Annotated in this window: 25 protein-coding genes and 1 pseudogene; 17 read left to right on the top strand and 9 right to left on the bottom strand. The window is 68.1% G+C overall.

Going from position 1 to position 26,451, the window contains the following annotated elements; genetic code table 11:
• Positions 1 to 132 precede the first annotated feature (132 nt).
• A complete protein-coding gene (locus Raf01_RS26665) occupies positions 133 to 2,586 on the bottom strand; it encodes a WD40/YVTN/BNR-like repeat-containing protein (RefSeq protein ID WP_203920756.1) in 2,454 nt (817 codons plus the stop codon).
• A gap of 499 nt (positions 2,587 to 3,085) precedes the next feature.
• Between Raf01_RS26665 and Raf01_RS26660 the strand changes: the two genes are divergently transcribed.
• Positions 3,086 to 6,499, top strand: a complete 3,414-nt coding sequence (locus Raf01_RS26660; protein WP_203920755.1) for a glycoside hydrolase family 84 protein — start codon at positions 3,086 to 3,088, stop codon at positions 6,497 to 6,499.
• A 150-nt stretch (positions 6,500 to 6,649) separates the two neighbouring features.
• Positions 6,650 to 6,796, top strand: coding sequence for a hypothetical protein (locus Raf01_RS26655; protein WP_203920754.1), 147 nt, complete (start codon positions 6,650 to 6,652; stop codon positions 6,794 to 6,796).
• A gap of 33 nt (positions 6,797 to 6,829) precedes the next feature.
• On the opposite strand, the gene Raf01_RS26650 is transcribed toward Raf01_RS26655, so the two are convergent.
• The gene (locus Raf01_RS26650) at positions 6,830 to 8,161 is read right to left on the bottom strand and encodes a glycoside hydrolase family 6 protein (protein ID WP_203920753.1); all 1,332 of its coding nucleotides are present in this window, start codon (positions 8,159 to 8,161) and stop codon (positions 6,830 to 6,832) included.
• A gap of 37 nt (positions 8,162 to 8,198) precedes the next feature.
• On the opposite strand from Raf01_RS26650, the gene Raf01_RS26645 reads away from it, so the two are divergent.
• The 3 genes from Raf01_RS26645 (at position 8,199) to Raf01_RS26635 (ending at position 12,229) form a co-directional block, all read left to right on the top strand.
• Positions 8,199 to 8,987 (top strand): hypothetical protein, encoded by a 789-nt coding sequence (locus Raf01_RS26645; RefSeq protein ID WP_203920752.1) that lies wholly within the window; start codon positions 8,199 to 8,201, stop codon positions 8,985 to 8,987.
• A gap of 128 nt (positions 8,988 to 9,115) precedes the next feature.
• On the top strand, positions 9,116 to 11,182 hold the full coding sequence (locus tag Raf01_RS26640) for a M4 family metallopeptidase (RefSeq protein ID WP_203920751.1): 2,067 nt from the start codon (positions 9,116 to 9,118) through the stop codon (positions 11,180 to 11,182).
• Positions 11,183 to 11,389: 207 nt separating this feature from the next.
• Entirely contained in the window at positions 11,390 to 12,229 is an 840-nt protein-coding gene (locus tag Raf01_RS26635; protein ID WP_203920750.1) for an SDR family NAD(P)-dependent oxidoreductase, read from the top strand.
• An 82-nt stretch (positions 12,230 to 12,311) separates the two neighbouring features.
• On the opposite strand, the gene Raf01_RS26630 is transcribed toward Raf01_RS26635, so the two are convergent.
• On the bottom strand, positions 12,312 to 12,926 hold the full coding sequence (locus Raf01_RS26630; protein WP_203920749.1) for a TMEM175 family protein: 615 nt from the start codon (positions 12,924 to 12,926) through the stop codon (positions 12,312 to 12,314).
• Between the two features lie 317 nt (positions 12,927 to 13,243).
• Between Raf01_RS26630 and Raf01_RS26625 the strand changes: the two genes are divergently transcribed.
• From Raf01_RS26625 to Raf01_RS26610, 4 genes are all read left to right on the top strand, one after another.
• Complete coding sequence (locus Raf01_RS26625) at positions 13,244 to 13,507, top strand: hypothetical protein (RefSeq protein ID WP_203920748.1); 264 nt, start codon at positions 13,244 to 13,246, stop codon at positions 13,505 to 13,507.
• Positions 13,508 to 13,677: 170 nt separating this feature from the next.
• A complete protein-coding gene (locus Raf01_RS26620; protein ID WP_239133934.1) occupies positions 13,678 to 14,502 on the top strand; it encodes a phosphotransferase in 825 nt (274 codons plus the stop codon).
• Positions 14,503 to 14,572: 70 nt separating this feature from the next.
• Positions 14,573 to 15,340, top strand: a complete 768-nt coding sequence (locus Raf01_RS26615; protein WP_203920747.1) for a class I SAM-dependent methyltransferase — start codon at positions 14,573 to 14,575, stop codon at positions 15,338 to 15,340.
• Between the two features lie 67 nt (positions 15,341 to 15,407).
• Positions 15,408 to 15,707 carry a hypothetical protein gene (locus Raf01_RS26610; protein ID WP_239133933.1) on the top strand — a complete coding sequence of 100 codons (300 nt, stop codon included), beginning with the start codon at positions 15,408 to 15,410 and terminating at the stop codon, positions 15,705 to 15,707.
• 37 nt (positions 15,708 to 15,744) lie between these two features.
• Here the strand turns inward: Raf01_RS26610 and Raf01_RS26605 are convergent, their stop codons facing one another.
• The gene (locus Raf01_RS26605) at positions 15,745 to 16,497 is read right to left on the bottom strand and encodes an AraC family transcriptional regulator (protein ID WP_203920746.1); all 753 of its coding nucleotides are present in this window, start codon (positions 16,495 to 16,497) and stop codon (positions 15,745 to 15,747) included.
• Between the two features lie 46 nt (positions 16,498 to 16,543).
• A complete protein-coding gene (locus tag Raf01_RS26600; protein ID WP_203920745.1) occupies positions 16,544 to 16,846 on the bottom strand; it encodes an antibiotic biosynthesis monooxygenase family protein in 303 nt (100 codons plus the stop codon).
• A gap of 138 nt (positions 16,847 to 16,984) precedes the next feature.
• Here Raf01_RS26600 and Raf01_RS26595 point away from each other — a divergent pair, with 138 nt between their 5' ends.
• The gene (locus Raf01_RS26595; protein ID WP_203920744.1) at positions 16,985 to 17,626 is read left to right on the top strand and encodes a nucleotidyltransferase domain-containing protein; all 642 of its coding nucleotides are present in this window, start codon (positions 16,985 to 16,987) and stop codon (positions 17,624 to 17,626) included.
• Between the two features lie 75 nt (positions 17,627 to 17,701).
• Here Raf01_RS26595 and Raf01_RS49805 read toward each other — a convergent pair whose 3' ends face one another.
• Positions 17,702 to 18,463 carry an aldo/keto reductase gene (locus Raf01_RS49805; protein ID WP_239133939.1) on the bottom strand — a complete coding sequence of 254 codons (762 nt, stop codon included), beginning with the start codon at positions 18,461 to 18,463 and terminating at the stop codon, positions 17,702 to 17,704.
• Between the two features lie 89 nt (positions 18,464 to 18,552).
• On the opposite strand from Raf01_RS49805, the pseudogene Raf01_RS50935 reads away from it, so the two are divergent.
• The 6 genes and pseudogenes from Raf01_RS50935 to Raf01_RS26560 all read left to right on the top strand — a co-directional run bounded on the left by Raf01_RS50935 (position 18,553) and on the right by Raf01_RS26560 (position 23,360).
• Positions 18,553 to 18,950, top strand: a pseudogene (locus Raf01_RS50935) (MmyB family transcriptional regulator).
• Positions 18,951 to 19,125: 175 nt separating this feature from the next.
• Complete coding sequence (locus tag Raf01_RS26580; protein WP_203920742.1) at positions 19,126 to 19,491, top strand: PadR family transcriptional regulator; 366 nt, start codon at positions 19,126 to 19,128, stop codon at positions 19,489 to 19,491.
• Complete coding sequence (locus Raf01_RS26575) at positions 19,488 to 20,864, top strand: permease prefix domain 1-containing protein (RefSeq protein ID WP_203920741.1); 1,377 nt, start codon at positions 19,488 to 19,490, stop codon at positions 20,862 to 20,864. The genes Raf01_RS26580 and Raf01_RS26575 overlap by 4 nt, the downstream gene beginning before the upstream one ends.
• A gap of 135 nt (positions 20,865 to 20,999) precedes the next feature.
• On the top strand, positions 21,000 to 21,629 hold the full coding sequence (locus tag Raf01_RS26570) for a hypothetical protein (RefSeq protein WP_203920740.1): 630 nt from the start codon (positions 21,000 to 21,002) through the stop codon (positions 21,627 to 21,629).
• Positions 21,630 to 21,698: 69 nt separating this feature from the next.
• Positions 21,699 to 22,418 carry a sulfotransferase domain-containing protein gene (locus Raf01_RS26565; protein WP_203920739.1) on the top strand — a complete coding sequence of 240 codons (720 nt, stop codon included), beginning with the start codon at positions 21,699 to 21,701 and terminating at the stop codon, positions 22,416 to 22,418.
• Between the two features lie 165 nt (positions 22,419 to 22,583).
• The gene (locus tag Raf01_RS26560; RefSeq protein ID WP_203920738.1) at positions 22,584 to 23,360 is read left to right on the top strand and encodes a class I SAM-dependent methyltransferase; all 777 of its coding nucleotides are present in this window, start codon (positions 22,584 to 22,586) and stop codon (positions 23,358 to 23,360) included.
• 96 nt (positions 23,361 to 23,456) lie between these two features.
• Here Raf01_RS26560 and Raf01_RS26555 read toward each other — a convergent pair whose 3' ends face one another.
• Positions 23,457 to 23,855, bottom strand: a complete 399-nt coding sequence (locus tag Raf01_RS26555) for a winged helix-turn-helix transcriptional regulator (RefSeq protein WP_203920737.1) — start codon at positions 23,853 to 23,855, stop codon at positions 23,457 to 23,459.
• A 157-nt stretch (positions 23,856 to 24,012) separates the two neighbouring features.
• Between Raf01_RS26555 and Raf01_RS26550 the strand changes: the two genes are divergently transcribed.
• On the top strand, positions 24,013 to 24,882 hold the full coding sequence (locus Raf01_RS26550; protein WP_203920736.1) for an NADP-dependent oxidoreductase: 870 nt from the start codon (positions 24,013 to 24,015) through the stop codon (positions 24,880 to 24,882).
• Positions 24,883 to 24,910: 28 nt separating this feature from the next.
• Here Raf01_RS26550 and Raf01_RS26545 read toward each other — a convergent pair whose 3' ends face one another.
• Both Raf01_RS26545 and Raf01_RS26540 read right to left on the bottom strand, forming a co-directional pair.
• Positions 24,911 to 25,933, bottom strand: coding sequence for a TolB-like translocation protein (locus Raf01_RS26545; RefSeq protein ID WP_203920735.1), 1,023 nt, complete (start codon positions 25,931 to 25,933; stop codon positions 24,911 to 24,913).
• A complete protein-coding gene (locus Raf01_RS26540) occupies positions 25,930 to 26,448 on the bottom strand; it encodes a SigE family RNA polymerase sigma factor (RefSeq protein ID WP_239133932.1) in 519 nt (172 codons plus the stop codon). The genes Raf01_RS26545 and Raf01_RS26540 overlap by 4 nt, the downstream gene beginning before the upstream one ends.
• Positions 26,449 to 26,451 lie beyond the last annotated feature (3 nt).

Raw genomic sequence — 26,451 nt, 5'->3', positions numbered from 1 at the left:
TCGACCTCCCCGTTCACGGCACCAACGCCAGAGTCGGCCCGGCCGGCTCACTCCGGGGAACCATGTTAAGGCGTCAATGCCGGGAAACGACGAGGGCGGCCGGTGAACTGGCCGCCCTCGCCGGTAGGTGTCCTAGGCTTGTGGCGCCGGCAGGTGGTAGATCCCGCGCCCGAAGGTCGCGGCGTCGATCGTGTGGCCGTCGCCGGTGAGCTTGATGTCGAAGATGGGGCAGTTGGGTAGGCCGGTGCCGAGGCGTGCCCAGTTCTTCTTGCCGTTCTTCAGAGAGAAGACGCCGAACCCGGTGGCCACGTACAGCTGGTTGTGGGGCTGGTCGTAGGTCACCGTCTCCACCGGGGCATTGGGCAGGTTGCCACTGATGTTGTGCCAGGTCGTGCCGCCGTCGCGTGATTCCCACACGTTCGCGGCCAGGTCGCCCTCACGGTAGCCGGAGAAGGCGACGTAGACGTGGTTGGCGTCGGTCGGGTCGGCCACGATCGCGTTGACCCAGGCGTTGGGCAGCACTCCGGCGCCGAGCTGTGTCCAGGTGACGTCGCTTCCCGTGCTGGCGGTCGCGTTGGTGGTCTTCCATACCTTGCCGGTGTCGGTACCGGCGTAGATGGTGCTCGCGGGGGAGGTCGGGGTACCGGTGGACTTGGCGGGAGCGATCTGGGTGACCGCTCCGTATTCGTTGGCGTAGTAGGTGTCCTGGTTGACCTCTTCCGGCGGTACCGGACCGGGAAGGCTCTCCGGGCTGTCCGGCGTGGTCGGGCTGATCAGGGTCCACGCGTTGGTACCGGACACGACGCCGTTGCCGGAACGGGCGATCGAGGTACCGGCGATGTATACGTAGTTCGGGTCGGCCGGGTCGAGAACCAACGGCATGTCCGTGGTGATCCGGCTGCCGGTCGGGAACGGGCTGGAAAAGGTGGTGGAGGTGCTCGCGGTCGATCCGGTCGCGGCCGAGTCCACCTTCTTCGCGCAGCTGACCCTCGGCGGTGAGGGTTGGAAGCATTCGTAGTACACGAGTTGGTTGTTGGGATCGATCTGAACCCAGTGTCCGTCCCCGCCGCCGTAGGAATTCCACTGCGTCGGGTCGGTCGGTTCCACCCCCGGTGTCCAGGTGCGGATGCTGCCCTGGTCCTGCAGGCCGGTGACCATCCGCAGCGGATCCTGTTGGGAGACCGAGAAGTGGTACGACTGGGTCCACGGTTCGGTGGTGGCGTGGGTCCACGAGTTGGTCGCGCCGCCGGTCGTGGAGTGGTAGACGCCGCCGTCGTCGCCGAGGTAGACGAGGTTGGGGGTCTTCGGGTCCCAGGCCATGCCGTGCTGGTCGGCGTGCGGCCCGTTGGAGTTGCTCCACGAGGCGCCACCGTTGGTGGAGACCTTCAGGTTGACGTCGGCGGCGAAGATGTGGTTTTCGTCGGACGGGTCGATCCAGAGCCGGCCGAACACCCATTCGTATCCGCCAGTGACCGAACCGGGTTCGGCGCCGCCGCAGTTCCAGGTGGCTCCGGCGTCGTTGGAGACGTAGAAGCCCTTGTCCGGCCCGTACGCTCCGCTGAACTGGATGTAGACCCGGTTGGGGTCGCTGGGTGCGAACGCGATTCCGATGCGGCCCAGGTCGGCGTCGGTGTTCAGGCCGGTCTTGCTCTGGTCCCAACCGCAGATCGATCCGGTGATGCTGGTGTTGTCCAGCCGGGTCCAGGTGTTTCCGTCGTCGGTTGAGCGGTACAGCCCGGAGCCGCTGCCGCCGTAGAAGAAGCCGCCGCTGTTTCGCCGGTGGTCCCACAGCGAGGCCAGGATGATGTGTGGGTTGGCCGGGTCCAGTGCCACGTCGATGGCTCCGGTGTTGTCGTTGGTCGGCGCCAGCGCCAGTTTCCAGTCCTTGCCGCCGTTGGTGGTGTGGTAGAGCCCGCGCTGGCCGGCGACCCAGGAGATGGATCCGGCCGCGGCGGCCCACACTTCGTTGGGGTCCTGCGGGTTCACCACGATCCGGCCGAACGCCGCGCTGTTGGGCAACCCCCACTGTTTCCAGTCGCGCCCACCGTCGGTCGACTTGTAGACGCCGTCACCGAAGAAGGTCAGGCCGCCCCCGGACGGGTTCGCCTCACCGGTGCCGGCCCACAGGGTGCCGTCGGAGCCACGTGCCAGCGCCCCCATCGCCTGCGTGTTCGACGTCGGCCAGGCCGCGGACCAGGTCACTCCGCCGTCGGTACTCTTCATGATTCCGCCGCTGGAGACGGCCGCGTAGACCGTGCTCGGGGAGGTGGTCGGGTCGACGGCGAGGTCCACGACGCGGCCGCCGACGTTCGTCGGCCCGGTGTAGGTCCAGGCGCCGTTGTCGCCGCTGGGGATGGCCGCGGCCTGCCGCTGAGCCCGGGCGATCTGCGCCGCGGTCACCGGCTGGCCCGAGCTGTCCTTGAGGTCGAGATACCCCGCCGGAGCCTCGTCTTCGTCCTCTCCGTCGGCGTCCCGGTCGCCGTCCGCGTCCGCGTCGTGATCGCGGTCCCGGTCGACTTCCTCGTGCCGGCTACCGCTTTCGGTTCTCCAGACAACGACGGTCGCGACGCCCGCGACCAGTACCACCGCCGTAAGGAGAATCAGCCATCGTTTGACGCTTCCTGTTGACAACATGCCACATTCGCCTCCACACGATCCCGGGTCTATTCGCGCACTACACACCGTAGGAGGGGGCGATGGGTGCGGGTCATCGTTCAGATGTCGGGGATCCAAGCGGCCTCGCTATACATCCGATCGACGGCGATGAGTGAGAGCGGCCGACGGGCCTCGGCTCGCGACGCCGTGCGTCGAGTACTTCATCGATCCGCACAAACGCACCGGAGGGTGTAACGGAATCGCCCACGGGGTTCGCTGGGACTGAGTGCATTGGTCAGACGATCTAACGATATGAACTTGTGTTCAGTCAGAAATTGATCATACGATCGATCCCAATCGACGCGACGAAGCCCGTGGCGACGGTGACCCTGCCGAGCTCGGTGGCGACCCACATCCTCGCGCTGACCGTCCAGTAGAGGAAAGGGCGGCGAAATCCGTCCTACACGCTCAACGACCTTGTGGAGTAACCATGGGACGTCGTGCACTGATCTCATCCATCGCCACCACTGCGCTCGGGCTCGGCCTCGTCACCGCGTTCGCGGTGGTGCCCGCCACCGCGACACCGGCCGCGGCAGCAGCCGCGTCGCCGCCCGCCGTGTATCCGGTGCCGCAGTCCATTCACGCCCAAGGGCGGCCCGTCCCGCTCGGCAAGACCGTCGCACTGATCACGGGGCCGACCAGCGACCCGGCTGCGGTCGCCGCCGTACGGTCGGTGCTGACCGCCGCGAACGTGCGCACCATCGACGAGGTCGGCGACCCGGCCACGGTGCGACCCAACGAGACCGCGATCTACGTCGGCGGTCCCGACGAGAACCCGTCGACCGCCTCGGCGCTGCACGCGCTCGGCGTCCCCGACGCCGCGGGCCTCGCCGCCGACGGGTACGTGCTGGCCAGCGGCGAGGCGAAGGGCCGCTCGACGATCGTGCTCGACGGTCATGACGCCACCGGCACCTTCTATGCCGTGCAGACCCTGCGCCAGCTCATCCGGCGGGAGGGGCAGCACGCGAGCGTCGCCGGGGTCGTGGTGCGGGACTGGCCGGCGCAGGCGCAGCGCGGAGTCATCGAGGGCTTCTACGGCACGCCGTGGTCGCACGAGCAGCGCCTGGCACAGCTGGACTTCTACGGCGCGCACAAGCTGAACATCTACGTGTACTCGCCGAAGGACGACCCGTACCTGCGCGCGCAGTGGCGCGACCCGTACCCGCCGGACCAGCTCGCCCAGATCAAGGCGTTGGCCGACCGCGCGACCGCCAACCACGTCGAGTTCACCTACGCGCTGTCGCCCGGCCTGTCGGTCTGCTACACCTCAGCCACGGACGAGCAGGCCCTGATCGCGAAGTTCCAGTCGCTGTGGGACATCGGCGTGCACACGTTCTCGGTCCCGCTGGACGACATCAGCTACACCAAGTGGAACTGCGCGGCCGACCAGACCAGGTTCGGCACCGGCGGCGGTGCGGCCGGCGCCGCGCAGTCCTATCTGCTCAACGAGGTGCAGAAGGACTTCATCGCGACACATCCTGGCGCGTCGCGGTTGCAGATGGTGCCGACCGAGTACTCCGACATCTCCTCGACGCCGTACAAGACGGCCATCAGGAACAACCTCGACCCGGCCGTGGTGGTCGGCTGGACCGGTGTCGGTGTCATCGCCACAAGCATCACCGACGCCCAGTCCGCGGCGGCCAAGAGTGTCTTCGGCCACGACATCCTGCTCTGGGACAACTACCCGGTCAACGACTACGTCACCGACCGGCTGCTGCTCGGCCCGTACGTCGGCCGCGAGCCGGGGCTGTCGCTCGCGGGGATCACGGCGAACCCGATGATTCAGCCGGAGGCATCGAAGATCGCGCTGTTCAACGTCGCCGACTACACCTGGAACGACACCGGATACAACGCCCAGACCTCCTGGCGGGCCGGCCTTGACGAGTTGGCCGGCGGCGACCCGCAGGCGCGAGCCGCCCTCGACGCCTTCGCCGACCTCGAGTACTACTCGAACATCGACACGGTGCAGGCGCCCGCGCTCGCCGCGAGAATCGCCGCGTTCTGGCCGAAGTGGGAGAGCGGTCAGACCTCGGCCGCGAACGGTCTCGGCGCCTATCTCACGCTCATCGCGAATATCCCGGCCGCGCTGAAGGCGCACCTGAACGACCCCGAGTTCGTCACCGAGACCACGCCGTGGCTCGACTCGGCGAGCACCTGGGGGCAGGCGGCCGGCGCCGCGCTGTGGATGCTCGTCGACGAGCGGGCCGGGCGCGGCGCCGACGCACTCGCCGACCGGTCCCGGGCCGAGTCGCTCGCGGCGAAGGCGAGGGCCTACACCTATGTCGGGCTCAACGGCACGGTGAACGTGACTGTCGCCGACGGCGTCATCGACACGTTCGTCACTGACGCCCTCGGCGAGAACGACCGCTGGCTGGGCCTGGCCGGCCGGCGCGTGACCGCGATGACGTCGATGCCGACGTACCAGACCAACACGCCGGCCAAGATGGTCGACGGCGACGACAACACGTTCTTCTGGAGCAGCCGGCCCCCAGCGCTCGGCGACTACGTCGGTGTCGACCTCGGCAGCGTGCGACCGGTCTCCACGGTCTCCATCCAGATGAGCAAACCCACCAGCCCCGGCGACTACATCGTCGGCGGCGTGCTGGAGTACTCCGCCGACGGTTCGACCTGGACCGCCGCCGGCACCTACGTCAACCAGCCGGACGTCGAGGCGACCCTGCCCGCCGGCGCACAGGCCCGTTACGTGCGGCTGCGCGACACCGGCACACAGACCACCTGGGTCGTGGTACGGGAGTTCACGGTGACCGTACCGGCCGGCGACGCGTTCACGGTCAGCGGTACCCCGGCCGGGACCGGCCTGGCCGCGGCGGCCGACGGAAACCTCGACACCGCCTATACCGCGGGTTCCTCACCGGAGCAGGGCGACGCGCTCGTCGTCACCCTGCCGCGGGCCCGGGCCCTCGATCTCGTCGAGGTCGTCGGCACCGGCGCCGCCCAGGTGCAGGCCCGGGTCGGCGGGCAGTGGCGGACGCTGGGCACCCTGGCTGCCACCGGGTACACCGAAGTCCCCGGTCGCGGTGCCATCGCCGACGCGATCCGCCTGGCCTGGGTTCCCGCATCCGTTGCGCCGTCGATCGCGGAGGTCGTGCCCCGGTACGCGGACGGGCCGGACCTGTCGGTCGCGCCGTCCTCGGCCGATGCGTCGACCGGTGACCACACGAAGATAACCGTCACGCTGACCTCGTCCGGCCCGGAGCGCGTTCACGGCGCACTGCGCGTGGACGCGCCGCCGGGAGTGACCGCGTCGCCCGCGGCGAGCACGGTGACGGTACTGCGCGGATCCCAGCAGTCGACCTCGCTCACCCTGACCGCGTCGCGGCCGGGCACCTACACGGTGCCGGTTCGGTTCACCCCGGATCACGGCACGGCGGTTACCCAGCAAGTCACTTTCGTCGTGCACCCGGCGGTGAGCTCGAACAACGTCGCGCTGTCGTCCCAGGGGGCGCTGGCCACGGCCTCCAGCGTCGAGCAGGGGCTCGCCCAGTTCACGCCGGACCACGCGATCGACGGCGACGCCACCACCCGGTGGTCGTCCAACCACACCGATGGTGAGTGGTTGCAGGTGCAGTTCGCTTCCCCCGAGCACCTGGGCAAGGTGGTCCTGTCGTGGGAGACCGCCCACGCGGCGGCCTACGACCTGCAGACCTCCACGGACGGTACGACCTGGACCACGGCCGCGGCGGTGACGGGCAGCTCGGGCGGCACCGAGACGCTGTGGCTCGACCAGCCAGGCGTCAGGTACCTCCGGATGCAGGGCGTGAGCCGGACAACGGCCTTCGGCTACTCCATCTACGAACTGCAGGCGTACCCGATCGCCGCATAGCGCTACCCATCGATGGGCCACCGCCGGCCGTCTGGTGGTGGCCCATCGACGCTGTGGCCGATCTACGGGTGCCGACCGACTGATCGGCCGGCCCGGGAGAACCGAAGACGTTGATAAGCTTGATTCTCTATATTCGGGCTGGAGTGCGGAATGAAGAACATGCTGACGATCGATCGGCGCGTGGCGGTAGTCGCGGCCATCGTGGTCGCCGTGACCCTGGTGGTACTCGCGATTCTGGTCTCGAACGGCGCCGCGGCGCAGGACCATGCCTCCTCGATGATTGAGTACGGGCTGTAGGAGTCGGTGCGAGCTGGCCGAGGTGCCAGTTTCCTAACCGAGCGGCGGATACGCGTTCGCCAGCAGCTGGCTGAACTCTGCGGGGAACCAGGCCCCGGTCGGTGGGCCGTCCGGCAGCGCGCCATCGGTCCAGGCGGCGCTGTCGCCCGGCCGGTAGCTGGGGTCGCACATGACGCTGTAGCCGCTGTTGGCCTCACCGAACCGGGCGAAGTCGCCGGTGCCGTCGGAGACGCCGGGCGGCGTGATCCAGGCGTACCCGTCGACGCCGGGCCGGGGTGCCGCGACCGGCCGCTCACCGAGCCCGGCCCCCACCTGGTTGCACCAGTTGCCGGGATGATAGCGGCGGTCGATGCGCGACTGGTCGACGAAGGTGTTCACCTCGGTGGAGCTACTGGCCTGAGTCGGGCGCTGCGAGCCACCCCAGCCGTCGCGTGAGGTGTCGATGACCGCTCCGATGGACGGCGAGAATCCCGCGTCGACCAGGCGCTGCCGCAGCTCCAGCGAGTACGACAGCTCATCGACGTCGTTGTTGAAGTCCACCCAACGCGACCAGCGCACCGGGACGCCATTGACCGTGCTGTCCGCGGTGAAGTATGGCTCGGCGAGGGCGGCATACCCGGCGGTGTTGGTGACGATCCCGTCGATGCTGTCCAGGCCGGCGTGGGTGGCCCCGACCGTGGAGACGAACAGGTTCACCAGCGCGCTGAGGGTGTCGTCCCAGCCGAGCAGGCCGTGATCGCCCGCGCCGAGGTACAGGTAGAGATTCGAGTACGGGTGCAGCTTGTCCAGCGCATACCTGATGCCGGTGACGTAATCCCCGCTTTGGGCCACCGCCGTGCATTCCGGCGGATAGTTCACGGTGTTCGGTACCAGATCCGGCAGCGCATTGACCTCTACCACGTTGATGATGCGCAGGTGCCGGTACTTACGATCGGTCTCGATGCGGACGATTGGGTCGATGAACTCCGACTCGTAGCGGGCAACCTCGCCAAGCGTGAAGTCACCGGGTGTCTGCCGCAGGCAGTCCCTGGCGGGCAGGTCGTTCAGCACCACCTGGACGTATGCGGCGTGCTGAGCCAGCGCCGCGTCCAGATGCGCCCGCAACCCCAGCTCACCCCGTTCGCCAGCGATACGGCCGAGCCGGTCCAGCCAGATGCCGGTCGGGGTACGTGACACCTGCCCTCCGCCCGGGACGCTCTCGGCGTGAGCCCGCCACTGCGGATCGACGTAACCGACCGCGCTGGCGTATGGGTTGTCGACATGCCGCGCGCGTGCCCCGCCCGCGGCGCTCGCCTGGCCCGCGATCGTTGCCTGGCCGGCGACCGCGAGGCTCACACCGACGAGAACGGCTGCAGATCTATTCATGAGTACCGATATTAGCCGGTGGCGCCCGGGCGTTGTGATGTCGGAACGTTCGGGTACGCTGCGCGCCGTGCAGATCAAGAACAACGTCGGCACGGGAAAGCCCGTCGTCGCGGTCGCCCTCGGGCTGTTCCCTGTGGTCGCGATCGCCTCGTGTTCCTCGACGGCCTCACGCCATTCGGAGTCGGTACCGTCGGCGAGCGCTTCCCCGGCCCCGCCGCTCACCGATGCCCAGCTACGGCAGCGGCTGATCACCAAAGACTCGTTGCCCGCCGAGTTTGATCTGTTGGACTTCAGTGACGTCGCGCCATCGGACGGGCCGGACCCATCGCCGTCACCGGCGTCCTCCCCTGGCCCGGTCGACGCAATCCCCTGTTCCGACGTCAGGGGACCGGTGTTCCTGGGCGACATGCCGGCGCCCGCTGGCCAGGCGACCATCGGGGTGCACGGGCACACCGGCAGGGGATGGTTCGGCAACGAATGGCTCGCCAGCTACCCGGGCGATGGTGCCAAGCAGATCCTGGACGACCTGCGCAGCGTGGTGAAGCGGTGCCCGTCGTACAGCGATGACGCGTTGGCCGGAATGGGGTTCGATTCGTTGCGCCTCAACATCTCTCTGACATCGGGACCGAAGCTCGGCGACGAAAGTCTGCGCCTGCAGATCCGCGAGCCATCCAAGGCTCCTGGAATTGCCGTCGAGACCGATTCGATATACATCCGGGACGGGCACACTCTGATGTTGCTCGACGAACAGGCGACCATCGGCACCACCGCCCAACCGTCGCCGCTGACCCAGGTGGCTACCATCGCCTTCGCCAAGCTCACCTGAGCCAAGGCGCCCCACTTCAACGGCGCGGCCCGCGCCGCGCCCGGCGCCGATGGAACCGCGGCGTGGAACGGAATGGAACGCCTTCCCTGCGACACAGTCGGCCCGACTTTCGGAGCAGGAAGCGAATGATGAAACGCTACAGAGTCCTGCTCGCGGCGATCCTCGCCGCGAGCGTCGTGACCACGGGCGGCACCACCCACGCTGCCACCGCCGCACCCGGGCCCGCCGCACCCGGTCCCGCCACGCCACCGGCGCAGCCTTCGGCACTCGCCTCGCGAAGTGCCGGCGTGCTGATGGACAGCCGCCCCTCGTACCTGCAGGCCAGCCCCCTCGACCAGTTCGTCGCACAACCGGTGATCTCAGCCGGAGACCTGCAGTACGTTTCTTACAACCGCACCTACGCCGGCCTCCCGGTCATCGGCGGCAACGTCGTCATCGCCACTGACAGCACCGGAAAGGTGCTCGCTCACTCGGTGTCGCAGAAGCGGCCCATCGGAGTCCTGGACACCACCCCGACCGTCACCAGCGCCGCGGCGGTCGAGGTCGCCAAGGCCCAACTGCGCGATGTGACTGGCGTCGGGCCCGCCCGTCTGGTGGTGTACGGCGCCGGCACCACCCCGCGGCTGGCGTGGGAGTCCACGGTGGACGGTACCGGCGCCCACGGGCCCAGCCGGTTGACGGTCGACGTCGACGCCGGCAACGGCAAGGTCCTGGACGCCAGGGAAGGCATCATGGACGGCACCGGCAACTCCGGCTGGAACGGCCCCAACCCGCTGTCCATCGGCACCACTCAGTCGGGCGGCACCTTCTCCATGCAGGACCCGTCCATCCCCAACCTGAGGTGCCAGGACAACGTCAGCGGCCTCACGTTCACCGGTACCGACGACAACTGGGGCAACGGCGATCCCAAGAATCTGGAGACCGCTTGCGTCGACGCGCTGTTCGCGACCCGGACCGAGACACAGATGGTCGGCCAGTGGCTCGGCCGCAACGGCCTGGACGGCAGGGGTGGCGCCTGGCCCATGAATGTCGGTTGGGACGCCGTCAACGCCGAGTACATGGGCAACGACGTGGGGGTGCGGATCGGTCACAACACCAGCGGGCAGTCGATCGCTTCGCTGGACGTGGTCGGTCACGAGAACGGCCACGGCGTCGATTTCAACACCCCGAACGGCCTGTCCAACGTGTCCACCTTCGAGTTCGTCGCGGATGCCTTCGGCACCGCGACCGAGTGGTTCGCCAACGAGCCGGCCCCATTCGACACGCCCGACTTCACCATCGGGGAGCGGGTCAACCTCAACGGCACCGGCCCGATCCGCTTCATGTACAACCCGTCGCTGGTCGGCCACCCCAACTGCTACTCACCGGACGTGTTGACGATGGACCAGCACGCGGCCGGCGGCGTCGGTGACCACTGGTTCTACCTGTTGGCCGAGGGCACGAGCCCCACCAACGGCCAGCCGGCCAGCCCCACCTGCAACGGCAGCGGGATCGGCGGCCTCGGCATCCAGGTCGCTACAAAGATCCTGTACAACGCGATGTTGATGAAGCCGTTGAACGCCATGTACACCGACTACCGGATCTGGACGCTACAGGCGGCGAAGAACCTGTTCATCACCACCTGTGCTCCGTTCAACACCGTCAAGGCAGCCTGGGACGCGGTGAGCGTGCCAGCCCAGCCGGGGGAACCCACGTGCACGGACGTGCACTCGAACGCGCCCGACCAAACCGTGACGCAGGGCAGTTCGGTCAACCTCAACCTGGCGTCGTTCGTGTCCGGTGGTACGGCGCCCTACCACTGGTTCCCCAGTCTCATCTTCCTGCTTCCGCCGGGACTGAGCCTCAACCCGAACACCGGCGCGGTCACCGGTAGCCCAACCACCCCGGGCACCTACACCTTCAGCTTCTCGGTGGCCGAATCCGGTGGCCGGCAAACCGATGACAGCATGATCTGGGTCGTCAACACCCCAACGGTCGCCGTACCCAGCATCGTCAATGTCGGTGTGGGCACGGCGCAGTCCAGGCTGAGCGCGGTCGGCCTGTTCCTGGGCAGTGAGACCGACAGGAATACCACCAACTGCGACTTGACGGACAAGGTTTCCGGCCAGAACCCGGCCGCCGGCCAGGTCGTGCCTCGGGGCTCATTCGTCAACTACTCGGTGTGGGTGCTAGCGCCCGGTCACCAGTGCCAGTAGCGATCGCCCGAATTTGCCGGCCGGCGGCGGTCAACCAGACCGCCGCCGGCCTCGGCGCCGGTGAACGCCCGTGTCCACCGTGAGGAGCGGAGGAGAAGCGGTGTCGGATACAAGATTGATGGCAGCCGTTTCGCCCCGGACAGTGGTCGCGTCGACGCCGATTGCCGTCGGCCGGCAGGGATCAGGCATCAGGGATGAGGAGCGGTCATGACGCGACGTTGGCTGATCACCGGATGTTCGTCGGGGTTGGGCCGGGCGCTCGCCCGGGCGGCCGCGGACGCCGGAGACCGGGTACTGGCCACCGCCCGCAGGCCCGAGGCTCTGACCGAACTGCGCGAGTGCCACCCGGACACGGTCGAGACCTGCGCGCTGGACGTGCGCGATCCGGACGCCTGTGCCGCCGCCGTACAGGTTGCCGTCGACCGGTTCGGCGGGGTGGACGTACTGGTCAACAACGCCGGGTGCGGGACGCTCGGCGCCGTCGAGGAGTTGACCGACGACGAGATCGAGGCGCAGTTGCAGACCCTGCTGCTCGGGCCGTGGCGGATGACCCGGCTGGTACTGCCGCTGATGCGGGCGCAGGGCTCGGGACACCTGCTGATGGTCTCCTCGACCACCGGACGCTCGGCGATGCCCGGACTCGGCGCCTACGTGGCCTCGAAGTTCGCGCTGGAGGGCATGACCGAGACGCTGGCGCTGGAGACCGCGGGTACCGGCATCCGGGTCACGCTCCTGGAGGCGGGCGTGTTCGCCACCAACTACGGCGCCTCGCTGGCCGACGCCGCCACCCGGCTGCCCGCGTACCGTCCCGTCGTGGACCCGATCGGGGCGCTGATCCGGGGCGAGGTACCGGCCGGCTTCACGCTCAGCGAGCCGGAGGAGTTCGCGGACACCGTCCTGGCTCTGGTCAACGACGCCGCCCAGCCGCCGCTGCGGCTCCCGCTCGGCGCCGGGGCGTGGGGGATCCTCACCGAGGCGGCCGACCGCGACCGGGCCGCCATGGCGGAACTCGCGGTGAAGTGGGGTGTCGCGCTGCCGGCGCGGTAGGCCCCGCCGCCACCCGTCCGCGGCCCGGTCGTGGCTCGCCGTCTGCGGGTCCGGGCTGGTGAGCGTGACGTCCCCGTACGCCTCAGTCGGAGGTCTCGTAGCGGCGGGCCACCCGGTCGACCCGGCGGTCGGGGACGATCCACAGCAGTGCCGCCCCGATGAAGCACGCCAAGGCGATCGCGACTCCCACACGGCCGCTGCGGTCGATCGCCCAGGCGCTGAGGATCCCGGCGAGGTAGAACGCTGGGGAGATCTTGCCCTTCAGGTCGCGGCCGACGGCCTGCCGCAGTGGCGATTGTGGCCCTTGCTGCCGGATGATCACCGTCTGGAGCGTGTAGTACGCGATTGCCGCGCTGAGCAGGTTCAGGCCGTAGGTGACGACCGGGGTCTGCGCGAACTTCGAATCATCCATCCAAGCCGTGGTGAACGGGAACAGCGATAGGCAGAACAGCAGCGACAGGTTCGCCCACAGCACCGCGCCGCTTGCGTGCCGTACCAAATGGAACATGTGGTGGTGGTTGTTCCAGTAGATGCCTACATAGACGAAGCTGAGTAGATACGTCAGCAGCCCGACTCCGGTCGTATGCACGAGGTCGGTGAGGTGGTGGCCCTGCGGAACCTTCAACTCCAGCACCATGACCGTGATGATGATCGCCATCACCCCGTCGCTGAATGCCTCCAGCCGACTGGTCCTCACCGCGCCACCGCCGTTCTTCCTCGAGTGATCCTCATCCGGCGCTGGCATGCGCCGGTCCGCCTCTTGGCCGGATCGCGCTCGCTTTGCCGAGCGCGCTTACGAGATCCCTGGCGGAACACGCTACCGATGCTGATTCTCTGGTCCTTCGCGGGTGATTCTCTGGTTCTTCGCGGGTGAGGGAAGCCACAGTGCCGCGCTCGCAGGGAGGGGTAGCCGATGTGGCGGCTCGCCGAGTCAGTTTTCTCGCCACGGGCTGTCACAGGACGCCCGGCTGTCCGGTCATAGCTGTCGCCTGAACTGTCACGTATGGAGGAACGATGAGTAGCGCGACCGGCGATGACGCCTTCCTGCACGAACTCGAGCTGAACGTCAGGGCGGAGCTGACCCTCGTCGAGGCCGACCAACCGACGGAGGAGGCCGTCGTCGTGCCCTCGCAGGAGTGGTTGTTCGATCAGGCGGACGCCGAGCGCTACGACATCGGCCTTCGTGGCCTTCTCGATGCGGTCGAGGCGCTGGAAGAGGACTCCCGATCCGGTGTCGGTCCGGCCCCGACGGGCCTGGACGAGGCGTCAGAACGATGAGGGCCCCCGCGACCATTGCCGAGGGGATGTTGTGTTACTGGTTGATGGCGGAACCGCGCCCTACATCGACGCTTGATACGGTTCCCCTGGTCGCGCTACTTGAGGAGCACGGCAGCGCTCAACGGAGAGAGGGCCAGGCGACGGTGCAGGCGTCAGAGGTTCCGCGGGCAGTGGCCGCGGCCATGTCAACCGCCTCATCACTTGGTCTGACAGTCGACGACGCGACCGTTCTTCATGACTCGAACAAGCTCACTTTGCGTCTGATGCCCTGTGACGTCCTGGCCCGGGTGGCACTTGTAGCCGACCAGGTCGCACAGTTCGAGATCGAGCTTGCTCAACGGCTCGCCGGGTCCGGGAGCCCGGTGGCTGCTCTCGACCCTCGAGTGGAGCCGCGCGCCTATGAGCGCGATGGCTTCGTGGTCACGCTGTGGGCCTACTACGAACCTGCGACACCTCAAGGGGTCTCACCGGCCGACTACGCCAGTGTGCTCGAGCGGCTGCATGCCGGCATGCGTAAACTCGACATCCCTACGCCGCACTTCACGGATCGGGTCGAGCAGGCGCAACGACTCGTGGCAAGCCGGGACCGCACTCCGGCGCTCGCCGCCGCAGACCGGGAACTCCTCGGCAACACGTTACGGGACCTGAGACGAGTGATCGGCGAGCGCGGCCCAGTCGAGCAGGTACTGCACGGCGAGCCGCACCCAGGCAATCTCCTCACCACGAAGAACGGGCTGCTGTTCATCGACCTCGAGACGTGCTGCCGTGGACCTGTCGAATTCGACCTGGCCCATGCGCCCGAAGAGGTCAGCGAGCACTATCCAGGTGTCGATCAGGACTTGCTACGCGAGTGCCGGATCCTCGTGCTGGCGATGATCACAACGTGGCGCTGGGATCGAGGCGACCAGCTCCCCAACGGACGCCAGCTCGGCACGGAGTGGCTCAGCCAGATCCGGGCAGCGATCGACCGCAACGGGTCGGATACCACTGGCTGATCGCCCGCCTTCGTGGTCGTGACCGACCGGCCGTTGATGTCGGATGAGAAGTTCCGGCTACCCTTGGGCGGTGGCAACCACGCCGTCATCCCACGCCGTCAGCCAGTACGCGGCCACCACCGGCAACCTCACTGCTCGGATCGCGCTGCACGCCTACGGCACCAATCCACAGGACTGGTTCTCTTGGCTCGATGAACGGTTACCGCTGGCTGGCGATGTCCTCGAAGTCGGGGCCGGCACCGGAAAACTGTGGACCCACGTCGAGCATCGCAATCGTGGGCTTCGCCTCACGTTGACAGACTTCTCTCCCGTGATGTGCGACCAGCTCCGCACCATCCCCGGCGCCCACGTTCAGCGCTGCGACGCGGCCGACCTACCGTTTCCCGCCGCCAGCTTCGACACAGCCATCGCCAATCACATGCTCTACCACCTCGACAACCCGGCCGTGGCGCTGCGGGAGCTTGCCAGGGTACTGCGCCCCGGCGGCCAGGTGGCCGTCGCCGTGAACGGCCGGGACCATCTCGACGAACTCGATGCCATCGGTCCCGCCATCGGCCGCCCCGACTTGGTCTCGGCCGGCACCCGGAACGACTTCACCGCCGAGACCGGGCCCACATATCTGGCCCGCTACTTCACCGACGTCGCCGTCGAACGCTACCGCTGCGACCTCGACATTCCCACGGCGGACCCGATCCTCGCCTACCTCGACAGCTCGGCGGACGAGCCCCTCACCGCGCAGCAGCGGGCGGCGGCGCGCGAATTGGTCCAGGCCCGCATCAACGTCCATGGTCTCTTTCACGTCCGTAAGCACACGGTGCTGATCACCGCTTCGCGGTGAGTGCTTCAACTGTGAATCCACCGCTGCCGCGCGGGGCCTGTTTCCCGGATCGACCGATCAGGCGGCGATGCGCCTGATCACCTCACCGCAGAGGAGAACGCCGGGCGGCTACTCTTTCGGCGTGATCCCGACTTGCCCCGACTGCGGTGGGCCCGGCGTACCGTTGATGTTCGGCCTGCCGGTCCGTGAAGCGTTCGATGCCGCGGCCGATGGCCAACTGGCGCTCGGTGGCTGCATCGTCGATGATGAGCCGCCAAATTGGCAGTGCGCGCAACAGCACCGCTGGCGCGACGCCGACGAGATGGCATGGGAGCGACAGCTCCTCACCGTGCTGGTCGCGCACGGCTACACCGAGCGTGGTGACTAGGGCCACGAACCATTGGGCGCCTTCGATCCTGGTCTGGTCAGGGCCGAAAGCTGGCCCGGTACTCCGTTGGGGCGCGGCCGGTCAGCTCCCTGAACGCGGCGTTGAACGCCGACAGTGAGGTGTACCCCACCATGAATGCGATTCTGGTTACCGAGGTGTCACCCGCGGCGAGTTCCTCGATCGCACGCAAGACCCGCATTCGGCGCAGAACCGCCCGCCAGGTCATGCCGGTCTCCTCCGCAAAGCGCCGTGCCAGCGACCGCGGCGCGAGACCAACGTCGACTGCCACATCCTCGAAGCGGACCTCACCGCCGAGCCGCTGCTCGGTCAGCTCAAGGGCCCGGCGCAGTTCCGGTGACCGCCCCGCCGGCACGACGACCGGGCTCGGCTGCTGGGCGAGCCGCCAGGTCACCGCGGCGAGCGCGGCGAACAGCGTCTCTGCGTACGCCGTGAGGGGTTCGTCGCACTCGCCCCAGGCGCGGCACTCGGTCAGCAGCGCCCGTGCCAGCGGGTTGAGGTCGAATACCGTCAGCGGCGCTGGCGGGGCCGGAGTGAATCCGGTGTCGAACAGGACCGACGCGGTCGTGACCGGCCGCGGGATGCTCACCCGGATCGGCCTGCCTGCCTCGATCAGGGCGGCCCGCGCCGGCGGCAGCAACCACGCCTGGCCCTGCGCCTCCAGCCGCAGGGTTCCGGCGGAGGCGCAGAGCAGGTAGTGACGGTCCACACACAGGTCGCGAGCGAACTCCGGCTCGAACGTGCGGACGAAGCTGTACGCCCTACGGGTCATCGACGGCCTCGCACAGGCCGATCCTAGAAGTCCGTCGCGACGCCGGTCAGGCCACCGTCTCCAGCAGGTCGGCGCGGAAACGCCGGCTCACCGGCGCTCCGATCATGATCGGCCGAATCACTTTGCCTAATTGTGCGAAGGAGTCCGACCTCAGGTAGCCGGCGAACGAAGCCTCGTCGTCCCACTCGTGCACCACGGCGACCGCGGTGTCGTCCTCACGCGCGGCGTAGACCCGGAAAGCGATGTTGCCCGGCATGGCGCGTACCCGATGACCCTCCCCGTCGAATTGGGCGAGGGCAGTGGGCCGGTCGGTGGCAGCAGTCCTGAAGTCGAGGATCGCGATGAACACAAGGACCTCCTGAACAAGGCGGCGACGGCCGCGGATTGGTTGACCCGATCCTCCGGCAGCACGCGCCCGGCCCGCCTCTGCCAGCCGGACGCGTTCACGCTTCCAACGGACACGCGGGCTTCTGATAGGTTCCTGCCGGTGAGCGAGCACCTTCCCGATGGCGGCATCGAACTGTCATCCGCCGACCTCGAAGCTCTCCCCGCCAGGTGGTCGTCCTGCTGGACTCCGAGCGACGTCGCACAGCGCCTGTCCGGGATCGCCACTCCCTGGTGCGTGGCCGCCGGTTGGGCGCTCGATCTGTTCCGCGGCACGCAAACGCGCGAGCACGGGGACATCGAGATCGCGATTCCCGCCGCAGACTTCCCCGAGGTCCGCAACCGCTTCCCCGGGTACGTTTTCGACGCGGTCAGCAGCGGACGGATCTGGGAGAACGCCACGCCGGACGTGTTGGCCGCCACGCACCAGACCTGGCTACGGGATCCGGCCACCGGCGACTACCTACTCGACGTGTTCCGCGAAGCCCACGACGGCGCGACCTGGATCTGCCGGCACGACAAGACGATCCGGCTTCCTTACAGCGAGATCATCCACCGAACCCCAGATGGCATCCCGTACCTGGCGCCCGAACTGGTCCTGCTGTTCAAGGCCAAGCACGCCCGCCCCAAGGATCAGGCGGACTTCGACGAGATCGTCCCGCACCTGACCCCGGACGCGCGCACCATCCTGGCCGGGCTCCTCGCCCGCGCGCACCCAGGACATCACTGGATCGCGAACCTGTGACTCCGCCTCGAAGCGGCTTCCGGCTGACACTGACTCAGGACGCAGACACTGGCTCAGGACATGGTCAAGGGGCCGTCACAGCCAACGCTGTGCCGCCTCGACGCTGTCGCCGCCACTGGTGTTGAACGCAATAGCCGCCTGGGGCGCATGGCGACGGATCAGGTTCACGATCTGCTCGAAGAGCGGAAGCAGTTGCTCGGTCTTGCGGATCTCGCCCCCGACGACCACGACATCCCACGGGTGCTTGGCCAGCGACGAGACGAGGGTGGGCTCGGTCGATTCATCGAACGCGACCAGGGTCATGGCTGCGTCGATGCCGTGCTCGCCAAACCGGGCCGGCTCCGCATCGAGAGCCGCGCGGAGAGCCTTCCCGTCGGCGCCGGGTATCGCTTCCGGGTCGAAACCAATAACAAGCCAGTCGCTGTCGTCGAAGTGATCGGTGGAGCGGATCGTACCGGTGAGGAAGCCGTGGCCGAGTGGCGAAAAGGGCACGAGGCCGATTCCCAACTCGCGGGTCAGGGGTAGCACCTCCGCCTCGGGGTCTCGTGTCCACAGCGAGTATTCCGATTGCAGCGCGGTGATCGGGTGGACGGCGTGGGCGCGGCGGATGGTGGCGGTTCCCGCTTCGGACAATCCGATATGCCGGATCTTGCCTTCGGCCACCAGGTCGGCCAGCGCGCCGATGGTTTCCTCGATCGGTGTAGCGGGGTCGACGCGGTGCTGGAAGTACAGGTCGATGTGGTCTGTGCCCAACCGCTTGAGGGAACCTTCGAGGGCGGCGCGGATGTTGGCGGGACTGCTGTCGAGGATGCGGACACCGCCGCGTGCGTGGGAGATGCGGCCGAATTTGGTTGCCAGGACGACCTTGTGGCGGTGGTCCTTGAGGGCGCGGCCGAGGCGACGATGTCGAAGCCGTTCCCGCAGGAATCCGGCAGCTCCTGGAGACCGTCCGGCCCTGCCCCGCCTACGTCCTCATCCAGGTCAGCGACGTGCTCGCCGCCAACCCCGAAGCACTCGTCCTGTTCCACGGACTGGCGTCCTGGCCACCGCGACGACGCAACACCGCCCGGTACACCTTCCTCCACCCCGCTGCCCGCGAGCTGTTCGCCGACTGGGCACACTCCGCCGCGACCACCGCCGCCGCCAGGGCGAATCAAAGACCTTCCGGCACCCACAGGTCGGAAACATCACCCTCACCTACGAAGTCCTCCACCTCAGCGACGGTCGGCGCATCTCGATCTACCAAGCCACTCCCGGCAATACCGATCACGACGCGCTCGAACTCCTCGCCATGCTCGCCACCCAAACAACGCAATCTCGCTGACGCAGCCCAGAGTCCTGGCGCGTCTTCCAGGACGAGGGCGTCAGCACATCGGAGCAGCCACTTCCCGGACCCGCCGACACCCCGCGATGTGCCACCCCTCCCGCCCGTTGCGCCCCCGCAATACCTACCAGTACTATGCATCGTACTTCTAGGGATAGGGGCGGGGTGAGGTCTGGTGAAGGTCGCTAAGGATTTGGTGGCCGCCTCGGCGACACCGATGGTGCTCGGCATCCTGGCCGAGGGCGAGAGCTACGGCTACGCCATCCTCAGGCGGATCAACGAGCTGTCCGGGGGCGAGCTGGACTGGACGGAGGGACTGCTGTACCCGTTGTTGCACCGGCTTGAGCGCCTCGGTTATGTGGAGGCGACCTGGCAGTCGGTCACCGGCGAGCGAAAGCGCAAGTACTACCGCGTCACCGACAGGGGTCTGGCTGAGCTGGCCGAGCAGCGCCGGCAGTGGGACACCGTCGTGGACGCGCTCAAGGAGATCTGGCACGACCGTGCGCCGCTGACGGTGAACCCGCTGGAGGGCCTCGCATGACGGAACAGGACGGGCAGGAGGAGTTGGAAGCGCAGTTGGAGCAGTGGCGCCAGTACGTGCTCCGCCGCAAGGAACTGCAACCGCTCGACGTCGACGAACTCGAAGACCACCTCCGCGGCTCCGTCGACGAGCTCATCGCGGCCGGCCTGAGCCCGGATGAGGCGTTCCTGGTCGCGGTCAAGCGGATGGGCAGCCTCGACGAACTCTCCCGCGAGTTCGCCCGGGAGCATTCGGAACGGCTGTGGAAGCAACTGGTGCTGACCGCCGACACCGGCGGCGCGGTCGCCGACAGGCGCTCCCGGCGGGACCTGTGGGCTATGGTCATCTGCGCGGCGGGCGCGGTGGTGTCCGTCAAGGTGCCAGCACTGTTCGGGCTGAGCCTTCAGGACGACAGCTCGTTCTACGCGCGGAACTTCACCCTGTTCGCACTGCCCTGGCTGGCGGCGTTCCTAGCCTGGCGCCGGAAAGCCCGACGGCCAGTCATCGCGATACTGGTGGCGCTGTTCGCTCTCGGCGCCGTGGCGGCCAACGTCTACCCCCTGTCGGACACCTCGCAGTCCGTGGTCGTCACGAGCATCCACCTTCCCATCGCTCTGTGGCTCGTGGTCGGTCTGGCCTATGTCGCCGAGGACTGGCGCTCCTCCCGCCGACGCATGGACTTCATCCGCTTCACCGGCGAGTGGTTCATCTACCTGGTACTCATGGCCCTCGGCGGCGGCGTACTCGCCGCGTTCCTGTTCAACACCTTCAAGGCCATCGGGATCGTCCCGCAGGAATTCGTCTCGCATTGGCTCCTTCCCTGCGGCGCCGCGGCCGCGGCCGTCGTGGCCGGATGGCTCGTCGAGGCCAAGCAGAGTGTCGTCGAGAACATCGCGCCGGTCCTCACGCGGCTGTTCACCCCGCTCTTCACGGCGGCCCTCCTCGCCTTCCTCGTCGCCGTGGTCTGGACGAGTCATGGCATCGACGTCGAGCGCGAAGCACTGATCCTGTTCGACCTCCTGCTGGTTGTGGTGCTGGGGCTGCTGCTCTACTCGCTCTCGGCCCGCGATCCGTTGGCCCCGCCCGGCCTGTTCGACAAACTCCAGCTCGCGCTCGTGGTCAGTGCGTTGGCCATCGACGTGCTGGTGCTGCTGGCAATCGCCGGGCGCATCACCGACGAATACGGCAGTACGCCCAACAGGGCGGCCGCGCTCGGCGAGAACGTCATCCTGCTGGTCAACCTCGCGTGGTCGGCGTGGCTCCTGCTGACCTTCATCCGTCGGCGCAAGCCGTTCGCGGCGCTCGAACGTTGGCAGACCGGCTACCTGCCGGTGTACGCCGTGTGGGCCTGGATCGTGGTCCTCGCCTTTCCCCCGTTGTTCAACTACGTCTAACCGAGAAGGTTCACCCCGGCGATCGCTGCCCATCGTTGCGTACCTACATCCGGTCCATCGGCCTATCCTGTGGGGATGACGCCCCCTTGGAAGGACCTGCGGCGACCGGGTCTGCGATCGCTGTTTCCGCTGGACATGGAGGCGGAAGCGCCGGGCGACGTGGTGGACCTGCTGTTGAGGCTGGGGCAGGCGTGCAATGATGCCGGTTCGGCGGTGTTGGATGCTCAGGCGCAGTTGGCGCATGCGGTTGAGCCGGTATGGCGGTCGTCTCGGGATGCGGACCGGGATGACATGCTGGCCTGGGTGACGTCGGAACGGTACGAGGCGTGTCGTGACCATGCGGAACGGCTGACCGCGGTGTATGCCCGGGCTGCGGCGATGTATGCGGTGTGTGGGGTGGAAGCGGCCAGCCGGGCCGCTGACGGGCTGGCGCCGCAGGTTCCGCACCCGTTGCCGGTGGTGGCGTCCGACGTGCTGAGTCTCGCGCGGATTCAGGTGCCGCTGCTGCAGGTGCCGGAGCGTGCGGTCGCCCGTCAGTGGCGTGACCACGTGCCGAAGGAGAACGCGGGGCTCGCCGAGGACCACAAGGCGTTACTGGCCGCGACCGCGGCTGTGGGGAGTCCCGCCGTGGTGTTCGGTGAGCCGCACACGGTCGGTGAGCGACAGACCGCATACCTGTTGGAGACCGAGTTTCCCTCTGCTCTTCACTCGTACGCCAGTGGATGCGTGTTCGCGTTGGCGCTCATGTGCGTGCCAGGTGACTGACACGGGGGAGCGGGGCGTCAGCGTGCGGCCTGGCTTCCCGCTGAGTCGACCGTCCGCTAACGTTCACCGGTGATTGTCTGGGTCTCCTCGTTCCCGCGGTCAGGTAATACGTTCCTGCGGATCGTGCTCAAGCATCTGTACGGGGTGTCGACGTCTGTCGTCTACGACGTTGACGGCGTCGCTGAACGTCTGGGCGCGGAGATGGTCGGGTTCATCGAGCGCCCCGCGGCGATTGAGGTCATGCGTGAGTCGAGTGAGGTGCACTTCGTCAAGACGCACCGGCAGCGCGACGGCCAGATTGAGGAGACCGATCCGGCTATCTGTCTCGTACGGGACGGGCGCGATGCGCTCGTTTCCTGGGCCCGTCAGCGGAGCGAGACAGACAGCGGTCGGTACGAGACCGAGCTGCAAGCGATGATCACCCGTCGCGACAGGGTGGGCACCGGCGGCTGGGGACGCAACGTGCTGAGCTGGCTCCGGCCTCCGGCTCCACACCGTGTGCTGCTCCGATACGAGGACCTCGTCCGGGACCCGCGAACCAACGTCGAGCGCGCCGTGGCGACAGTGGCACCGCAGCTGCGGTCGCTGCCCGGCGCGCGGATCCCGGCGTTCAGCGAGCTTCAGCGGGCGGACGACCGTTTCTTCCGCCGCGGGCACACCGCCACTCATCGGGACGAGTTGCCCGACGAGTTGCACGAGCTGTTCTGGTCCCAACCCGACAACAGGGCAGCGATGCTGCTACTCGGCTATGACGAGAACAGCCGGAATCCGGATGGGTCCGTACGGTAACAACAAGGCACATTCGAGAGGCCGGGGCGAGGCCGGGTGCGGTTCCCCACCCGGGCGGGGTGCCCGGTGCCGGTTTCTGGACACTCCGCTACGTTTGTTGATCAACCTTGATCGGCAGAGGGCGGGGACGTCATGGCAACGAGTTTCGACGAGCACGAACGGTCGATGTGGGCGGGCAAGGCGACGGCATTCGAGCGCAGTGTTGGTGACCTTTGCGCCTATCCGACGGATCAGCTGCTGGACGCCGCCGATGTTGGGAACGGCTGTCGGGTGCTCGATGTCGGCACTGGTACGGGAACGGTCGCGGCCCGGGCGGTAGGGCGCGGTGCGGCGGTCGTTGCCGTCGACGCGGAGCCGAGCATGCTGGACGTCGTCCGTCGACGCGTCCCGGAAGCCGAGGTGCGGCAAGCGGTTCTGCCCGACCTCCCGTTCTCGGATGGATGTTTCGACGCGGCCGTGAGCAACTTCGTCATCAATCATGTCGGTGACCCCGCGGCAACGATTGCCGCGCTTCGGCGCGTAGTGCGTCGCGGCGGCCGGATCGCCGTGACGATCTGGCCCTATCCCCAGCCGCCAGCACAGAGCCTGTGGAGGCAGGTGTTTGACGCCGCCGGCGCCCAGCGACCGACGGAGATGCTGGCGTTGCCGGAAGACAAGGATTTCGCCCGGACCGAGGATGGCCTGTCCGGTCTGCTGCGCGAGGCGGGACTCGATGACGTGCGGTGCGCGGTCGTGAGCTGGGTGCACCGTGTCGACCCGGAGGATTGGTGGAGCGGGCCCGCGAACGGCATCGGAATGGCCGGCTTCATGATGCGAAGCCAGTCGCCGAGCGTGATCGCCCGGATCCGGCGGGAGTACGACCGCGCCATTGCGGTCCACCTCGACGGTGACGGGCTGCTCGCGCTGCCGGCGGCCGCTCTGCTCGCGTCCGGCACCGTGTAGCCGTCAACCTGCGGATCCCGGTCACGCCGGTCGTGGGCGTCGAGCGCCGGCCGTCGCGGAGGAACGCCCAACAGGTGACTGGGCGCCCACCGGTCTTCATGGTCGTGCGTCGAATTGGGCGCGGGCCTCGAAGACGCGATCCATGTGAGCCTCTGCCCAGGTCTTGATCGCGACCATCACCGGGAACAGGTCGTGGCCGAGCGGGGTGAGCGCGTAGTCGACGCGCACCGGCACCGATGCGGTGACGGTGCGGGTGAGCAGCCCATCGCGTTCCAGTGTGCGCAGGGTCTGGGTGAGCATCTTCTGGCTGACGCCGGCGATGCGGCGGGCGAGTTCGCTGTGCCGCTGAGGGCCGTCTGCGAGCGCCGCGATTACCAGAGCCGCCCATTTGTCGGTGAGCGTGCTCAGCAGTTCCCGGGTCGGGCAGCCCGCCAGGAACGCGTCGTACTCACGTTTGGCCTGCTCTCGTCGTTGGCTAGCGGTCGCCGTCGCCATGCCCCACCACCTATCCGGTGCCCTAGGTACTTTTAGGTACCTACTTTCTCACAGTGCCCAAGAGTACCTACCGTCATGGTGACCATGACATTCAGCGGAGGGCACGGCGATGCGCGCAGTCAGCTATGCACAGTTCGGAGGGCCGGAGGTCTTGCACGTGGCGGAGGACCTGCCGGTACCGGAGCCGGGGCCGGGGGAGGTGCGAGTACGGGTCGCCGCGTCCGTCCTGCACCCGGTTGACCTCATGATTCGCGCCGGGCGATTTCCGGCACCGTTGCCGGCCGGGCTGCCGTACACACCTGGCTGGGACGTAGCGGGCAAAATCGACGCGGTGGGTCCATCGGTCGGTGATTTCACCGTGAATGACGAAGTCATCGGCTTCTCGCCCTGGCTGCGCACCACGGTCGGTGCTCACGCGGAGTATGTGGTCCTGGAGGCCGGGTGGCTGACCGCCAGGCCCGCCGGGATTCCCGCAAACGAGGCCGCGACCCTGCCGACCGACGGCCTCGCCGCCGCCCAGGCCCTCGACCTGCTTGCGCTCCCGGCAGGCTCGTCCGTGCTCGTCAGCGGAGCCGCGGGACAGGTCGGCGGGTTCACCCTCGCGCTGGCCCGGGTCGCCGGGCTGCACGCCACGGGAGTAGCGGGGGCCGGAGACCGCGAGTTCGTCGAGTCGCAGGGCGCGGCTTTCGTGCCGCGTTCGGACGGTCCGCTCGCGGTAGCGGCGGGCAGCTTCGACGCGGTTGTCGACCTGGCAGTGATCGGCTCGTCGCTGATGGAACTGGTCAGGGACGGCGGCGGTTACGTGGCCGCCTCACCCCCGCTGCGCCCGGAGCCGGTGAGGGGGATCCGGACGTTCGCGCTGGACGTGCTGCCGGACGGCTCCCGGCTGGGTGAACTGGTGAAGTTGGTGGAAGGCGGTGACATCCCGCTACGGGTCGCCGGTGTTTACTCCTTCGCCGACGCTGCGGCGGCTCACGACCGGCTGGCCCGAGGCGGCGTACGGGGCGGCGTAGTGATCGTTCCCTGATCTGCCGACCCGATCACCGTCTGCCGGCCTACGAGGGCGGGCCTACGGTGATCGGGTCGTCTCCGGAGGCGAGGTTGACGGCGAGCTTGGCGACGACGGTGCCGTTCGGGGTGAGCGTGTACACGGTCGTGGCATCCGTCGCGAGGAGCCGGTCATTGGTGGCCCATACCGCGTCCGTGTAGGGGAAGGGCCGGCTCCTGCCGGTGGCCACGTCGATGATTTCCTGCTGGTGTTGCAGTTGGTCCGGTTTCGCGATGACGTAGCGGCCGTCGGGTGACCACGAGAACGGTCCGGTGGGTGCGGCCTGTACCGGCAGCGTCCGGTTCGGTGCGCCGGTCGTGGCGTCGAACAGCTGCAGCCGGGTGACGCGTTCGGCACCCTCGCCGCCGGAGCGGTCCGCGACCGGCAGGACGACCTGCTTGCCGTCGCGGGTGAAGGTGAACGTGCACTCGCTGCAGTCGTACGCCGCCCGGTCGATCCAATGCTTCGTCACTGCGCCGGTCGCTGCGTTGATGACGGCGAAGCCGATCCGGAACGGCTCCTTCTGGCTGATCATCGTGACCACCCGGTCTCCCGCGGGCGACCACTGGTAGTTGCCGGTAAAACCGTCGGTGATCACGCCTACCGGGTGGGAACCGTCGACGTCGGTGAACCGCAGTGAGTTCGGTGGTGTGTTGAGCAGGACGCGCCTGCCCGCCGGAGCGGGCTGGACCAGATCGTCGCTGGTGTGCGGGATCGTGACGAACCCGCCACTGAGCCGGTCGTAGACCCGGTCGCCCTTGCCGAGCACGATCCACCCGCCGGGCAGCCCGTTCGGGTCATGCGCGGATGTCGCCGGCGGCGGACCGGCCAGCTGGCGGGCCACGACCGCCCCCGGAACCGTGATCCCGACGCACGCCACGACCGCGACGCCCACGACGGCCAGGCGGTGGCGTCGGCGCAACCGCCTGCCCCGCGCGATCGCATTGGATGCCAGCGCGCCGCTGGGACCGGGCATCTCGTCGGCCAACTCGGCGATCGTCGCGCGCAGAATCCGATCAGCCTGAGTCATCGCTGGCCTCCCGCGAAGCTGGCCGACCAGTCGAGGTCCGGCACGAGTTCCCGTAACTTGAGCAGGGCCCGGGAAGTCTGGCTGGCGACCGTCCCGGCCCGGCAGGACAGCACCTCCGCCGTCTCCGCGAGGGTGAGATCCTCGAGATACCGCAGGACGAGGACAGCCCGCTGACGCGGCGGCAGCAACAGCAACGCCTCACGCAGCCGAAGCCGCAGTACCGTCTCGGATTCCAGACGCGCGCCATCCCAGCGGTCCGGCAACTGCGCGACCACGATCTCGGGTCGACGCCGCTGGATACGCCGGCTCGACACGAACTCGTTGTAGATCATCTTCCGGACGTAGGGCTCCGGGTCGCTGATCCGCCGCCAGCGCGCGAACGCCTTGGCCAGGGCCGACTGCACCAGGTCCTCGGCCGCGTGCCGGTCGCCGGCCAAGGCGTACGCCGCCCGCAGCAACACGTGCGCCCGCCCGGCAACGAAGTCGCGGAACTCCGCCTCGGGGGATACCTCCACAGG

The sequence above is a fragment of the Rugosimonospora africana genome (genome assembly GCF_016862975.1).
GTDB classification, from domain to species: Bacteria; Actinomycetota; Actinomycetes; order Mycobacteriales; family Micromonosporaceae; genus Rugosimonospora; species Rugosimonospora africana.
The sequence above is the reverse complement of the archived record's forward strand: the minus strand, read 5'-3'. Positions and strand labels throughout refer to the sequence as shown.